Below are 14,867 nucleotides of genomic sequence, written 5' to 3'. Positions count from 1 at the left end.
CCTCAGGCGGAGAGTTCAGTGAGACGCTGCTGCAACTCTTGTTCGGTGAAAACGCCGGTTTTACACATCAACTGCTCAATGGCAAATAACCAGTGCTCGTAATAACTGGATTGCAAATATTCCGTTACGGACATTTTCTCGATTTCAAAACGGAAATCATCCAGCACGATTTTTCCGCTCATAAAGAACACCAGCGTGGTGGCGAAAATATCTTTTTCCCACTGGCTGTGAAAATAAGGTTCATTGGCTTCAATCTCGATCGGACCTAAATTCTGCATACCGCCGCAGTCGTGGATATTATTCATGGTATTTCTCCGCTCAAAGCGTGCGTGTGCCAATCATGGAGTCGCGCGTGACCAAGGCGGCCAGTTCGCTTTCACTCTTGCTTTCGCTGTCTGCAGGGGGTTGTGGCAGCACGAAGTAACGGATTTCGGCATTGCTGTCCCAAACGCGAATCTCCTTATTGGCCGGGATTTCAGTGCCAAATTCCGCTAATACGCCACGGGGATCGATCACCACACGTGAACGATAAGGTGTCGATTTAAACCAGATGGGCGGCAAGCCCAGCACCGGCCACGGATAGCAGGAGCAAAGCGTGCACACCACCACGTTGTGCACGCTGTCGGTATTCTCCAGCACGTGCAGGGTGGCGGCTTCGAAGCCCGAGAAGCCAAGTTCATTCACCGCCTCGCGACCATTTTCCAGTAAGCGGGCTTTAAAGGCGGGATCGCACCAGGCTTTCGCCACCACCTGCGCGCCATTTCGTGGGCCGACCTTAGTTTCGAAATAATCCACGATGGTGTCAGTGACCTCCTGACTCAGAAATCCCTTTTCTGACAGCAGGGATTGGATAGCACGAATCTTTAACGCGGCATCGGAAGGTAATACCGAATGGTCCGACATAATGGCTCCTGAATAGATTTTTACTGATGAGATGAATGAGTGTGTGAATGACGTTAACGCTTCTGGTAATTACATCTTTGTTAATGCTGCCATTCGCTGTGTTTGAGCGGACAGCGCAGTGTTAAAAGATTTAAGTGCACCTTGATGGTGCTGATTGCTTTAATTAAGTGCATTAAGGCCAGGTAACTGGAGTTAATTAATGTTAGTCAGGATTAAATGCGTTAATAATTTTCGTTGAGGTCGCTTCTGCTGGCAGGGAATAAGATTAATTTCAACGAACATGAAGGTTTTGGCCCGCTTATTGCTAATCTAAAAACGTGCCCCAATGTTGTGGCCCTTTTCTCGCATTAATGCAGACAGCGCTGTCTGTGTATCCGTATATCTCTTCCGGTTCCCGGAATACTCCAACTCTATTTATTCCAATTACTTCATTGCGAGGGTGCTATGGCTATTAGTCGTCGTTCATTTCTTCAGGGATCTGCCGTATCAGCATTGGGCCTGGCTGCGGGGGTAGCACCAAAATTCACCTTCGCCGCTGACAGCAAAGACGCCATCAAAGTGGCGAGCATTCTCGATTTGTCAGGCGGGCTGGATATTTATGGCAAGCCGATGTCCAACGCCATCAACTTAGCCGCGGATGAGATCAACGCAGCCGGGGGATTGTTAGGCCGACCGCTGCAAATCATCAATTATGATGCGCAATCTAACATGCAGCTTTACGCGCAATACGCCCAGCAGGCCGCGCTGAAAGACAAAGTGGCGGTGGTGCACGGCGGCATTACGTCTGCATCGCGCGAGGTGATTCGTCCGGTATTGGATCGTTTCCGCTCGCTCTATTTTTATCCAGCGCAGTACGAAGGCGGCGTCTGCGATCGCAACTACTTCTCTTCAGGCTCCACGCCGGCACAAACCGTAGAGAAACTGGTGCCGTACGCCATGAAGAAGTGGGGCAAGAAAGTCTACGTGTTGGCGGCGGATTACAACTACGGCCAGATTGTTTCGTCATGGGTGAAGAAGTCAGTGCGTGACAACGGCGGTGAGGTCATGACGGTAGAGTTCTTCCCGCTGGATGTCACGGACTTCGGCGCCGCCATTTCAAAAATCCAGAGCGCCAAACCAGACATGGTGTGGTCAGCGCTGGTGGGCGGCGCGCACATCTCCTTCTACCGCCAATGGCATGCGGCAGGCATGAGCGGCAAGATCCCGATTGCCTCTACGGTGTTTGGCGGCGGCAACGAACACATCATTCTGTCGCCAGAAGAGAGCAACGGCATTCTGGTGGCGGCGAACTACATGCAAGAAATTCCGTCTGCCGAGAACAAAGCTTTTGTCGATAAATTCCATGCACGTTACGGCGATATGTACATCAGCGATCTGGCGATGGGCGCGTATCAGGGAATGTTGATTTGGGCCGAGGGGGTGCGTAAGGCGGGGGATATCGACCGCATGAAAGTGATCGAAGCGCTGGAGTCAGGCGTCACACTGACCTCGCCAAGCGGTCAGCTGAGTGTCGATCCCACTACGCATCACTGTTCGCTGGACGTGCACATTGCCGAGGTGGAGAACCATCAGATGAAGATACTGGAAACCTTCACCAATCAGGCACCGGTCGATACCGCCATGGTGTGCGACCTGAAGAAAAATCCACGTGATACCAAACAGTATCAGATTGAGCTGTAACGGGAGGCGCTAATGGATCTGTCGATTATCTATGGCATCGAAGTGCTGAATGCCATTGCGGTGCTGGTGATCATGAGTCTGGGGCTGGCGGTGGTGTTTGGCATGATGAAAATCGTCAATATGGCGCACGGCGAATTTATGATGCTGGGCGGTTACAGCGCCATTATGGCCACTAACCACTTTGGTGTGCCGATCTGGATCTCCATGCTGGTGGTTGCGCCGCTTTGTGTTGGCGTGTTTGGCATGGTGATTGAACGCGTCATTATTCGTCATCTGTATGGCCGGATGATCGACACCATGCTGGCCACCTGGGGACTGAGTCTGGCGTTAATCGGAGCCGCGACCATGCTGTTTGGCAACACCACGCTGGGCATCAGTTCGCCACTGCCCAGCGTGAATGTGGGCAGTTACAGCACCAGCGGCTACTCGCTGTTTATGATTGTGTTCGCGCTGTGCCTGGTGGCGGCATTGTGGCTGCTGCTGCGCTTCACCACGTTGGGATTGTGCGCGCGTGCCACCATGCAGAATGCGCGCATGGCGGCGGCGCTGGGCAGTAATCCCGGTAAAATCTACAGCCTGACCTTCGGTCTGGGAGCCGCGCTCTCCGGTTTGGGTGGCGCGCTGCTGGCACCCATTACCGGTGTGATTCCGACCATCGGCGTCAGCTTTATCGCCAAAGCCTTTATCACGGTGATTGGCGGGGGTAGCGCCATCATAGCTGGCACGCTCTCATCCTCCATGCTGTTCGGCACCATCTCGCAATTAGTCACTTATCTCTCCACGCCGGTGTTTGGTGCGGTGGCGCTGCTGTTGAGTGCCATTGTACTGCTGCGTCTGCTGCCGCAGGGCATCACCGGGCGCTTCTTCAGGAGATCGCTGTAATGAAACTGTTTTCGGAAAAAGTGCGCATTCTGCTCAGTGCGCTGATGATGATCCTGTTGGCGTTTTGGCTCTCAGGCGTGATTGAGCTGTACACCTTGCTCTCTATCACAGTGTTTTTGGTGATGGGATTGTTATCACTCAGCCTGGCGTTTATCTGGGGCTATGGCGGCATCCTGTGTTTTGGTCAGGCAGCGTTTTTCGGTCTGGGTGCCTACACCTACGCCATTTGCGCCATCAACTGGGGTGATTCCACCTGGGCCGTAGTGATGGCGGTGCTGCTGCCAACGCTGTTCTCGTTGTTGTTGGGTTACGTGATTTTCTACGGTGGCGTCAGTGATGTGTACCTCGGTGCTATCACTCTGGCGGTGAGCCTGGTGCTGTTTAACTGGGTGAATTCCACCTCGGGCAGTGAATACCATATTGGCGAAGCGCTGCTGGGCGGCTTTAACGGCATCCCGTCGGTGCCAACACTTAACATGCCGTTCCAGCCAGACGCGATCTTGTCGCCTGAAGCGATCTTTATGGTCACCGCCGGTGCGTTGGCACTGTGCTATGCGTTGCTGAAGTTTGTGCTAATCAGCCGCTTTGGCAAAACCGTGGTGGCGATTCGGGAAAACGAACAGCGTGCGGGTCTGCTCGGCTATAACGTGCCGGCTCATAAACTGGTGACCTTTGCCATTGGCGCGGCGATTGCCGGATTAGCCGGTTGTCTTTACGTCAACTGGGGGGCGTTTGTCAGCCCCGGCGTGTTCAGCATCAGTCAGTCGGCGCAAATCATCATCTGGGTAATTGTCGGCGGTCGCGGCACGCTAATCGGTCCGGTGATCAGTTGTGTGCTATTGCAGTGGATGGTGACACGGCTGGGCGCGCAGCAAACGGTGGATGTCAATCTGGTACTCGGCGTGATTCTGGCGGTGTTTGTGCTGCTGATCCCCGGTGGCATCCTGCCGACCGTACAACGGCTGTGGCGGCGCAAGCGTCCTGCCACGCTGGCGGCAACCCGTACATCGGTGAGTGAGGTGAAACCATGACGGCAACAGTCCTGTTGGAAACGCGCAAAATGGGCGTCAGTTTTGGTGGTGTGCATGCGGTGAAGGAGGTGGATTTTACCCTGCATGAAGGTGAGCTTCGCTGCCTGATTGGCCCGAACGGCGCGGGAAAGAGCACCTTTTTCAAAATGCTCAGCGGTCAGGTAACGCCCACACGCGGTGAATGCCGCTATCGCAATCAAGTGATCTCAGGCAAACGTCCCTGGGATATCGCCCGGTTGGGTATCGGCATCAAAACTCAGGTGCCGAGCGTCTTTGAAGGGTTGAGCGTCCGGGAGAATCTGTGGCAGGCGGCAGCCAATAAGCTGGCGAAAGCGGCTCTGCCTGCCGCAATTGATCAGGTATTGCACGATATCGGACTGGAAGATCATCAGGATGCCGTGCTCTCGGAGCTGGCGCACGGGCAGCGACAGTGGGTGGAGTTAGGGATGATCCTGATTTCTCGTCCGCAACTGGTGTTGCTGGATGAACCCGCCGCAGGCATGACGCATCAGGAAGTGCGCAAAACCGCCCAGCTGATTAAAGCGATCAATCAACAGAGCACCGTGGTGGTGGTGGAGCACGATATGGAGTTCATCAGCATGATCGCGCAGCAGGTCACGGTGTTTAATCAGGGCGCGGTGCTGGCGGAGGGGACTTTCCGCGAGGTGACGCAGAATCCTCTGGTGAAAGAGGCGTATCTCGGCAATCTGGAGATTAAACATGCTTGAAATAAAAGAGATGGTCTCGGGCTACAACAAAATTCCGGTTCTGCACTTGTCCGAGCTGTTTGTTGGGGCGAAATCCTTCACCGGAGTATTAGGGCGAAACGGCATGGGAAAAACCACGCTGCTGCGCACCATCATGGGAGAACTGCCCGCCTGGCAGGGAACTATCGCGCTGAACGGCATTGATATCACGCGCTATCAGGCCCACCAACGGGCGGTGGCGGGCATCGGGTTTGTGCCACAAGGGCGGCAAATCTTCCCGCTACTGACCGTGGAGGAGAACCTGCGCATGGGCTGCGTGAAGCACTTTTCACGTGCGGGTCCAATCATCGAACAGATGCTGGAGATTTTCCCGCGCCTGAAACGCTTACTGGCCCAGCCGGGCGGCGCACTCTCTGGCGGTGAGCAGCAGTTGCTGGCGTTGGCGCGCTGTCTCTGCGGGCAACCACAGCTGGTGCTGCTGGATGAGCCGACCGAAGGCATCCAGCCCAATATCTGCGAGGAGATCATTGAGACGTTGCAGCGGCTGCGTCATGAAATGGATATCTCGATCATCCTGGTGGAGCAGGATATCGAGTTTCTGTATGCGCTGTCGGATAGGATTCATGTGATCGAAAAAGGGCAGATCGTGCAGCAGATTGATCCGCGCACCCAGCCTAGTGCCAGTGTGGCGGAGCAGTTTTTAGGCTTTCACGCCTAAATCCTGGAAGCGGGACGGGGTGAATGCCCTGTCTCGCCTGACACAGCATCCGGCAGCAGCAACACAGCATCGATTGCCCGACTCTTCTAACGTGATGGTACGAACTTCAGAATGCACACGGGTGAAACATGAATGAGCCATCTTTGCTGAAAACGCTTGCGGGTGTGCAGTTGCATATTTTCCATCCTGATTCGCAAAGCGTGCGGGCTTTTTGTGCCTCACTGACGCAAATCGGTTGTCACGCACAACACAGCTGGCCGCCTGTCGCCGAATGCCCGGCAGACGCGCAACTGCTGTTGGTGGCGATTGAAAATCACCACGAGGCGTTATTAACGCCGCTGTTCCATTCATTGCAACAGCATCATACGCCGGTGATTGCCCTGGCGAACTGCCACGATGCGCGCTTGTTTCCGCTGTTAATGAAACTGCAGCCCACTGCTATCGCCGAGCGAGAACTTAATCCCTTTGCCTTGATTGTGCAGATCATCGGCTCCTGGCAATCCGCCCGGCAGAATGCCCAGTTGCGGGGGCAACTGCAGGCTCGCCAGCAGCGTAAACCGAAGAGTGAGCGCCTGGCGCAGGCCAAGGGCGTGTTGATGCAGACTTTCGGGTTGGATGAATCAGGTGCATATCGATTTATGCGTACCGAAGCGATGAACACGCGCAGCAGTCTGGAATTTACTGCTGAGCGTGTCATTAGTCAGTTGCAGAAAGGGTAGAACAAGACGCCGTTATACCTCGGTTTGTCGCAGCAAACTGCTCGGGGTGTAACCGAAGGCTTTGCGGAAAGCGAGACTGAAATGCGACATATCGCTAAAGCCATGATCCAGCGCTACCTGAGTGATGTTGCGCGCTTTACCTTCTGCCAGTGCCTTGCGACACGCCAGCAGGCGCTCCTGCCAGACAAAATTCATCGGCGTGGTGCCGTGTGCAGCAAACACGCGGCTGATGGTGCGCGGGGAAACATGGTGGGCATTGGCAATTTGCGCCATGGTCAGATCCGCTTCCTGCAGATTCTGCCGCAAATAACTCACCACCCGCGAGTAAAGATCCGGTTTTAACGCGTCATCACCTTTCTGCAAATTCACACTCACCGAGATCATATTGATCAGCGTATTGGCGAACTGTTCCGCGAGAAAGGTATTTTCACGCTCGGCGTTGAAGACAAACGCCTCTTCCAGCAGTTGCTTGAGTGAGGTCATACCTGGACGGCTGAGGTCCAGCGTTTTTCCCGCGAGCCGGGCAATCGCTGGCGCCTCTTTTTCAATCATCTGGCGGGGCAAGTGCACAATGTTAATGGCCACGTTATCCATGGCGAAATCAAAGGGCGTTGCGGCATCGTAAATCACCACGTCACCCGCGCACACGCGTGACTGGTGGTCATTTTGCCGCAATGTCCCCATGCCGGAACGGACGTAGCCAAGATAAAAATCATGATTAGGATGGCGGCGGATGCATTCGGTGGTGCGTTGCCACACCAGCGCGGTTTGCGACACGTGGTGTGCAATATCGACATGGCCCAACATTGAATAACCAAAGCTGCCGGAAAATGCACCGGCATTAACCTGACGCGCCTCTGCATTAATCAAGCGCGAACAGACGGCGTCACGCCAGGCATCAAAGCGGTGGCGATTATCTAAGTGATCCGTGGTGAACGTTTCTTTCATGGCAACATCCCCTAAACCTGGCGAAAAGGGTGAAATCACAACAAATCAAGCAAGTTTCAGGCCATAACGGCGTAAAAAGGCCGCACCCGTCATGCAGTGCGGCCAGGTAAAACGTTATTAGAGGGCTGGATGTTTTTTATGCCATTCAGTAACTTGCTGATAAGCCCATGCGCCTTGAATCATTGTGGTTTCATCGAAATGGGCGGCTACTAACTGGAAACCAATGGGTGCACCAGCCGAAGTCATGCCACAAGGCAGGGTGATGGTAGGATGTCCGCTCGCGTCAAATGCACTGGTATAGCGCAATACGCCGTTAAACAGTGCCTGATCGGTACCAAAACGGGTCATGGTGTCCCAGGTTAATCCGGCATAAGCGGTGGCGGGCGCCAGAATCAAATCCACTTTGCTAAACAGGGCTGAGATATCACCACGCAGTGCCGCACGGCTCAGCAGCAGGCGCTGATACTCCAGTGCAGTGACCTGATGGCCGAGATCCAGCAGGCCAGATAATCCCGGACCATATTGATCTTTCTGCGCCGGATAGGTCTCTTCATGCGCCAGGGCGGTTTCCACTGCACAGAGCGCACTCCACTCGGCGGCGGCTTTTTCCGTATCAGGCACGGTAATGTCAACAAAGGTGGCACCTAGCGATGTCAGGGTAGCCATCGCCGATTCCAACGCGGCACGAGTTTCCGAATCCACCTTTTCCAACGCCCAGCCCGCATCCAGTCCGATGCGCATTTTACTGACACCGCGCGTCATTAAGGCCAGATAGTCCGGCACCGGCTCGCTGCTGGAGGTCGGATCTTTATCATCGCGCCCGGCAATGGCTTGCAGCATCGCAGCGGCATCACCTGCGGATCGTGCCATCGGACCGATGTGATCGAGCGAAGCGGCCAGCTCGCAGGCACCGTGGCGCGTGACGCGACCCCAGGTCGGTTTGATGCCGGTCAGTCCGTTGGCATTTGACGGGAAGCGAATGGAGCCGCCGGTATCAGTGCCAATGGCGCCATAACAGAGCCCAGCGGCGGTAGCGACGCCAGAACCGCTGGAGGAGACACCGGTCCAGAGCGCGCTGCCCCACGGGTTGTTAGGGCGGGTGATCTCTGGATGGTGATCGGCAAAGGCGCTTTCGGTTTGCGTCAGCTTGCCGAGGATCACCGCACCGGCAGCGCGGAAACGATCAACCACCGTCGAGTCTTCCGATGGATAGTGATCTTTATGAATGATCATGCCGTGGCTGGTGGGGGCGTCTTTGGTCCAGATCAGGTCTTTCAACGCGATCGGCACGCCGTGCAGCGGACCGCGCAGTTTACCCGCAGCGATTTCCTGATCAGCCTCAGCCGCCTGCTTTAAGGCACTGTCGCGCATAACGTGGAAGTAGCTGTGCAGGTCGCTATCCAGAGTGTCGATGCGCGTTAACAGCGCTTCAGTGACCGCTACCGAGGTGATGTCGCCAGACTGAATCAGGCGTCCAATTTCCAGCAAGCTTTTATAATGCAGGTTGTTCATCGCGACCTTACCTCTGTTGAAATGAGATGCTACCTGTGTGGTAGACAATGTGTTGATCAACAACGTAAATCAGACGCGCGGGTTCGGCTGTGTTTAAGCAGACAGATGCTGTGCCAGAAGTGCCAGCCGCGAAGAGTGCAGTGAACAACTCAGGGAGAATATTAAAGCGAGGCGAACTCTTGCCGATAACCTTCAGGAATAGTTCACAAGAAGGATTATTTTGATGCTAAACGGGATTGGCAACAGCGTGTTACGCAACCTGATTACCGCGGGTTCAAGCGTAAATATCACCGCGAACAGCAGGGCAGCACAAAGCCACTTACAGGCTGAAGCGTCCACTAAAGTGACGTTCAGTGAGGCGAGTGAGGCCATCGCAGCTATCTATAAAATTGTGCCAGCACAGGTGCAGAGCAGTGGCACGATCAGCAGCAATTTGCAGGCGCAACTCAATGCGGCGGCCCAATCGGGTGGTGTTGGCATGAGCGGTATCGGCAGTAGTTTGCTTAAGGGTTTGATGCAAAATAGTGACAATGTCACTTTAAGCGTACCCGCAACCTCCGCAGCCAATGTCACCAGTAATAGCCAGAGTGCGGTGGCACTCACCCTGACCACACAGTCGGGGATTGAGGTGAGTCTGCAAATGACGCGCCAGCAGGGCGGATTGGTGGTGGAGCTGAATACCAGTGGCGGTCAACTCAACAGTGATGAAGCCGCTGCCATCAGCCAACTCTCCGACGGCTTGCAAAAAGCATTGGACGGTTTGGACGCAGGGACGACGCAATTAGATATCAGCGACCTGATGAAGTTTGATACCTCGCAGCTGAAAAGCGTCGATTTGAAGACCGATCTGCGTAATGGCGACAACGTTACGCAGTCCCTCAACCTTCACGCGGATGATAACGAGCGCTGGCTCGGTTTTCACAACGGTGATGTCAGTATCAAGCTCGATACAGATGTATCCAGGCTGACTCAGGCAGGCAGCGCCGAACAGCAGGCCGCCGCACTCGAACAGTGGTCTGCCAAATTTGATCAGGCGGCTGCGCGTGGGCACGGCGATCGTGACATGCTGTCGTTGTTCAAATCCAGCTTCCGGGCGCTAAATACTACTGAAGGACAGGCAAGCCATAGCGTGAATACCCAGCGAGTGATCTCAATTGATGCTAATGCCGCGAAGAACGGTGCCATTAGCGGATTGGCCGATTTCTCCGCCAGCTATCAGCAGACGCCACGTTCTGACAATCCTTATAAACCGGAGGAGCAGGATACTTTCTCATTAGAGGTTGCGCAGCAAACCCGCTCGCAGCAGCATACTGATACTCAGGATTTGACACAGGATACGCTGTTCAAACTCAAGGCCAGTTTCCATACCGCACTCGATTCTGATGGGGCAGCGAAACTGACCGCACTTAAGTCATCACAGAATTACCGTTTCCATCTGATTGACGATGAAGAGCGCAGTCAGACCGTGGTTTCGCAGAACAAAAAGGGTGAGCTGGCAGCGCAGACCACGCAGCAACTCACTCAGCATGAGACGGTAAAAAGCTATCAACAGGCCAAGCTTATCGATAGCGTGGAGATCCCGCACAGCGAGAAAAATGTCTCTTCACAGAATTACGCCCGCGCACTGTTTGAGTCAGAGAATTAAACACGATGCCCAGTACCATCATCTCGCTACTGGGCATTTTATTTTATTAATGCGTTTTTTAACCATCATTAGTGTTAATTGCTATTAAGACTTTTCTCGGCATTTATTTTCAGCGCGCTTGCTGCTCTCCGCGTATTCCTTATTATCCCAGGGCTTGATGATGGTATATCTGATTAGTGGCAACGGATTGCCAGATATAGCATAACCCACGCTATTTACTTGTTTTATCCCCCCTGATTAATATCCCGTTCAATTCTTTATACATTCCATGGCCTGCGGCTCACTAAAGAGCGGGCTTATTATTCACTGCGCGGTAAAAAGTGAAATAAAACATGACGCAAAACAGTGATTCCTTAACGCCGCGCGCTGCGGTGATAACCACCGATGCAGAAGCCATTGCCGCCGCTCAACATCTGGCAGAGCAGGCGTTGGCCGGTGCGGTAGAACGCGACCAGCAGCGTATTTATCCGCGTGAACTGCTCAATCAGTTCACCCAATTGGGGCTCGGCAGTATTAGCGTGCCGCGCGAGTTCGGCGGTGGCGGATTGTCGTTCCAGACCGTGGCGGAAGTCTTTCGCGTGATCTCGGCCAGCGACCCTTCGCTGGGGCAAATTCCGCAAAATCATTTTGGTTTAATTCAATTCATTCTTGGCGAAGGCAGCGCGGCACAGCAGCAGTTTTTGTTGAGCAAAGTGGTGCAGGGTCAACGTCTGGGTAATGGCGGGCCAGAGAAAAACACCCAACATACGCGGGATGTACAGGCACAGCTGGTGACAACGTCACAGGATTTGCAGCTGACGGGCGAAAAGTTCTATTCCACTGGTGCGTTGTTCGCGGACGTGCTTGCCACCACGGCGTTTCACGCTGAACAGCCGGTGATGGCGTTTATTCCACTGCCTGCTGAGGGGGTGGAAGTTATTGATGATTGGTCAGGCATCGGACAGCGCACCACCGCCAGCGGCACAGTGAAACTGCAGCAGGTTACGGTGGAGGCGGCGCTAACCATGCCGCTGCCTGCAGCCGAAAAACCCACGCTGCGCGGTGCGGTATCTCAGCTGATTCAGGCTGCCATCGATGCCGGGATCGCGCAGGGGGCGCTGGATGAGGCGCTGGCGTTCGTGCGCAGCAGTTCCCGTCCATGGGTCGATGCCGGAGTCAGTCGTAATGCCGACGATCCCTATATCCTCGCCGACGTCGGGCGCATCAGTACCGAGCTGAGTGCAGCCAATGCGCTGTTGGCCCGTGCCGCCCGCGTGATTGATAGCATCGATCAGCAGTCACTCACTGCTGAAAACTGCGCGCGCGCCTCGATTGCGGTGGCAGAAGCCAAAGTGCTCACCACCGAGATCGCACTCCGCGCCAGCGAGAAACTGCTGGAATGGGGCGGCAGCCGCGCCACGCTGCTGCGTCATGGCCTTGATCGGCACTGGCGGAATGCGCGCACCCATACGTTGCACGATCCCGTTCGCTGGAAGCATCACGCCATCGGCAACTATTACCTCAACGACGTGCTGCCTGCGCGTCATGCCTGGATTTAAGGAGTTACCATGACGCAGGTTTCCGCCAAACAGCGTGCGCAGCGTATCAGCAGTGCAGCACATGCGCTGGAAGTCGCGTACAGCCTTGCTGAGCGCTTCCGCAGCGGTGCGGCGCAGCGCGATTTCGAGCGCGAGCTACCGCATGCAGAACTGCAGCGCTATTTTGAGTCGGGCCTCGGTGCCATCACCGTGCCGCGCGAACATGGCGGCATCGCCATTTCCACCGCCGAACTGGCTGAGATCTTCGTGATTCTCAGTGCAGCAGATGGCTCAATCGGCCAGGTGCCGCAAAATCACTTTTATGCGCTGGAAGTGTTACGTGTCAACGGCAGTGAAGCGCAGCAGCAGCGACTTTACGCCGAAGTATCAGCCGGGGTGCATCTGGGTAATGCCTTAGCCGAGTTCAGTTCGCCCACCGCCCATCAACGATCCACCGCTATCACGCAGCATGCCGAAGGTTTACGCCTCAACGGCGATAAGTTTTATGCCACGGGGGCGCTGTTCGCCGATCGTATTCCCACTTTAGCGCTGGCCGATGACGGTAAAGAGCAGTTGGTGTTTGTCCCGCGCCAGCAGCCTGGTGTGACGGTGATTGATGACTGGAGCGGCTTTGGTCAGCGCACCACCGGCAGCGGCAGCGTGCAGTTCCGCGAGGTGGCGATTGCCGCAGAAGATGTGGTGCCGTTCCAAACCGCGTTTGAAAGACCAACCACCGTTGGCCCGTTCGCGCAGATTATGCATGCCGCAGTGGATCAGGGTATCGCGCGTGAGGCGTTTAACGACCTGCTGAGCTTTGTGCGTGAACGTGCGCGGCCGTGGCCGGACAGCGGCGTGACAAAAGCCAGCGAGGATCCGCTCACGCTGGATCGCATTGGCCGAATGGCGGCACGACTGAGTGCCGGTGATGCATTGCTGGCTGTCGCTGGAGAGGCGGTAGACGCTGCGAAGCGTGAAGCAACGGCGGAAAACGTTGCGCGTGCCTCAATAGAAGTGGCGAAAGCGCGCGCCTGGACCACCGAAGTGTCGCTGGAAGCCGGCAATCTGCTGTTTGAGTTAGGCGGATCGCGCGCCAGCTTGCGAGAGCACCATTTTGATCGCCATTGGCGCAATGCGCGTACCCACACGCTACATGATCCAGTGCGCTGGAAATATCCGGCGATTGGCAACTATCTGCTCAACGATGTGCTGCCGCCGCGCCGGGGGACAATATGAGCCAGCAACACATTCTGCTGAACGCATTCAATATGAACTGCGTGGGGCACATCCATCATGGGATGTGGACGCATCCAGACGATCGTTCGGTGGATTTCAATTCGCTGACGTATTGGCTGGATCTGGCACGTCTGCTGGAACGCGGCCTGTTTGACGGCCTGTTTATCGCTGACATTCTCGGTGTCTACGATGTGTATCAAGATGGCATTGGCTTGACCGCCAGCGAGTCGATCCAGTTGCCAGTCAACGATCCCTTGATGCTGATTTCCGGCATGGCGAGCGTAACGCAACATCTCGGCTTTGGCGTCACCGCTAACCTCAGCTATGAAGCGCCGTATCCGTTTGCTCGCCGTTTCTCGACGCTCGATCACCTCACCCAGGGACGCATTGGCTGGAATATTGTCACCGGCTATCTCGACAGCGCCGCACGCGCCATGGGCCAGAAGCAGCTTCAAGATCATGACCGCCGCTATGACCAGGCGGATGAATTCCTCGATGTGGCTTATCAACTGTGGGAAGGCAGCTGGCAGGATGATGCATTGCAAGCGAACAAAGCCAAACGGCTGTACGCCGATGCCAGCAAGATCCATGCAATCAATCATCAGGGCGAGTTCTATCAGGTGCAGGGTTATCACCTGAGCAGCCCCTCACCGCAACGCACACCGCTGCTGTTTCAGGCGGGTTCATCGACGCGCGGGGTGCAGTTCGCCGCACGCCACGCTGAGTGCTCGTTTGTGAATGCGGCTTCACCGGCGGCGATGCGCGAGCAATCCACACGTTTACGTCAGGCGGCGGTGGCGGCAGGACGACATGCTGACGATCTGCGCATTTTTATGGGTGTCAGCGTGATTGTCGCGCCCACTGAACGCGAAGCGCAGGAAAAGCATCGCAGCTACCTCGAATATGCCAGCCCGGAAGCGGGTATTGCACACTTCTCAAGTTCGATTGGCTTGGATCTGGCGGCGTTTGGTCTGGATGAACCTATCCAAAGCGGCGACACGCGCGCCATTGAATCGGTGAGTAAGGCGTTCAACGGCTGGACACGCCGTCGCTTGCTGGCGCAGCACGCCATGGGCAGCCGTTATCCGCTGATTGTCGGCAACCCTTCGCAGGTGGCGGATGCGTTGATTGAATGGATCGATGAAGGTGGCATCGATGGTTTTAACCTGACGCGCATCCTGAATCCGCAAAGCTACCGCGATTTTATCGATCTGGTGGTGCCGGAGTTGCAACAGCGCGGTCGTTATAAAACCGCCTATCAGCCCGGCAGCTTACGACAAAAAATATTCCAGCAGCAGGACCGTTTGCCCGATCGCCACCCGGCGGCGCGCTGGCGTCCCGCTCAAAATATTCGTTAATTTAACCTCAGGGA

At 55.3% G+C, this 14,867-nt stretch carries 14 protein-coding genes; 10 read left to right on the top strand and 4 right to left on the bottom strand.

What is annotated here, in order from left to right; genetic code table 11:
* Positions 1-2 precede the first annotated feature (2 nt).
* The gene (locus LBW88_RS26620) at positions 3-305 is read right to left on the bottom strand and encodes a hypothetical protein (protein ID WP_414004081.1); all 303 of its coding nucleotides are present in this window, start codon (positions 303-305) and stop codon (positions 3-5) included.
* Positions 306-318: 13 nt separating this feature from the next.
* Entirely contained in the window at positions 319-903 is a 585-nt protein-coding gene (nthA, locus tag LBW88_RS12400) for a nitrile hydratase subunit alpha (RefSeq protein ID WP_224932587.1), read from the bottom strand.
* Positions 904-1,347: 444 nt separating this feature from the next.
* Between nthA and LBW88_RS12395 the strand changes: the two genes are divergently transcribed.
* The 6 genes from LBW88_RS12395 (at position 1,348) to LBW88_RS12370 (ending at position 6,640) form a co-directional block, all read left to right on the top strand.
* Positions 1,348-2,583, top strand: a complete 1,236-nt coding sequence (locus LBW88_RS12395) for an ABC transporter substrate-binding protein (RefSeq protein ID WP_058960260.1) — start codon at positions 1,348-1,350, stop codon at positions 2,581-2,583.
* A 12-nt stretch (positions 2,584-2,595) separates the two neighbouring features.
* Positions 2,596-3,465 carry a branched-chain amino acid ABC transporter permease gene (locus tag LBW88_RS12390; protein WP_224932586.1) on the top strand — a complete coding sequence of 290 codons (870 nt, stop codon included), beginning with the start codon at positions 2,596-2,598 and terminating at the stop codon, positions 3,463-3,465.
* Positions 3,465-4,496: a branched-chain amino acid ABC transporter permease gene (locus LBW88_RS12385; RefSeq protein WP_224932585.1), complete on the top strand. Its 1,032-nt coding sequence runs from the start codon at positions 3,465-3,467 to the stop codon at positions 4,494-4,496. The genes LBW88_RS12390 and LBW88_RS12385 overlap by 1 nt, the downstream gene beginning before the upstream one ends.
* Complete coding sequence (locus tag LBW88_RS12380; RefSeq protein ID WP_224932584.1) at positions 4,493-5,224, top strand: ATP-binding cassette domain-containing protein; 732 nt, start codon at positions 4,493-4,495, stop codon at positions 5,222-5,224. The genes LBW88_RS12385 and LBW88_RS12380 overlap by 4 nt, the downstream gene beginning before the upstream one ends.
* Positions 5,217-5,921 (top strand): ABC transporter ATP-binding protein, encoded by a 705-nt coding sequence (locus tag LBW88_RS12375; protein ID WP_224932583.1) that lies wholly within the window; start codon positions 5,217-5,219, stop codon positions 5,919-5,921. The genes LBW88_RS12380 and LBW88_RS12375 overlap by 8 nt, the downstream gene beginning before the upstream one ends.
* Before the next feature lie 128 nt (positions 5,922-6,049).
* The gene (locus LBW88_RS12370; RefSeq protein ID WP_224932582.1) at positions 6,050-6,640 is read left to right on the top strand and encodes an ANTAR domain-containing response regulator; all 591 of its coding nucleotides are present in this window, start codon (positions 6,050-6,052) and stop codon (positions 6,638-6,640) included.
* Between the two features lie 12 nt (positions 6,641-6,652).
* Here the strand turns inward: LBW88_RS12370 and LBW88_RS12365 are convergent, their stop codons facing one another.
* On the bottom strand, positions 6,653-7,588 hold the full coding sequence (locus LBW88_RS12365; protein ID WP_224932581.1) for a helix-turn-helix domain-containing protein: 936 nt from the start codon (positions 7,586-7,588) through the stop codon (positions 6,653-6,655).
* A gap of 117 nt (positions 7,589-7,705) precedes the next feature.
* On the bottom strand, positions 7,706-9,100 hold the full coding sequence (locus tag LBW88_RS12360; protein WP_224932580.1) for an amidase: 1,395 nt from the start codon (positions 9,098-9,100) through the stop codon (positions 7,706-7,708).
* Between the two features lie 223 nt (positions 9,101-9,323).
* Here LBW88_RS12360 and LBW88_RS12355 point away from each other — a divergent pair, with 223 nt between their 5' ends.
* From LBW88_RS12355 to LBW88_RS12340, 4 genes are all read left to right on the top strand, one after another.
* Positions 9,324-10,745, top strand: a complete 1,422-nt coding sequence (locus LBW88_RS12355; protein ID WP_224932579.1) for a hypothetical protein — start codon at positions 9,324-9,326, stop codon at positions 10,743-10,745.
* Positions 10,746-11,077: 332 nt separating this feature from the next.
* Positions 11,078-12,283: an SfnB family sulfur acquisition oxidoreductase gene (locus LBW88_RS12350; protein WP_224932578.1), complete on the top strand. Its 1,206-nt coding sequence runs from the start codon at positions 11,078-11,080 to the stop codon at positions 12,281-12,283.
* A gap of 9 nt (positions 12,284-12,292) precedes the next feature.
* Positions 12,293-13,495: an SfnB family sulfur acquisition oxidoreductase gene (locus LBW88_RS12345; protein ID WP_224932577.1), complete on the top strand. Its 1,203-nt coding sequence runs from the start codon at positions 12,293-12,295 to the stop codon at positions 13,493-13,495.
* The gene (locus LBW88_RS12340; protein WP_224932576.1) at positions 13,492-14,853 is read left to right on the top strand and encodes an LLM class flavin-dependent oxidoreductase; all 1,362 of its coding nucleotides are present in this window, start codon (positions 13,492-13,494) and stop codon (positions 14,851-14,853) included. The genes LBW88_RS12345 and LBW88_RS12340 overlap by 4 nt, the downstream gene beginning before the upstream one ends.
* Positions 14,854-14,867: the final 14 nt, after the last annotated feature.

It is taken from the genome of Pantoea sp. alder81 (genome assembly GCF_020179835.1).
In the GTDB taxonomy this organism is placed as follows: domain Bacteria; phylum Pseudomonadota; class Gammaproteobacteria; order Enterobacterales; family Enterobacteriaceae; genus Pantoea.
This window is presented reverse-complemented; position numbering and strand designations above follow the sequence as displayed.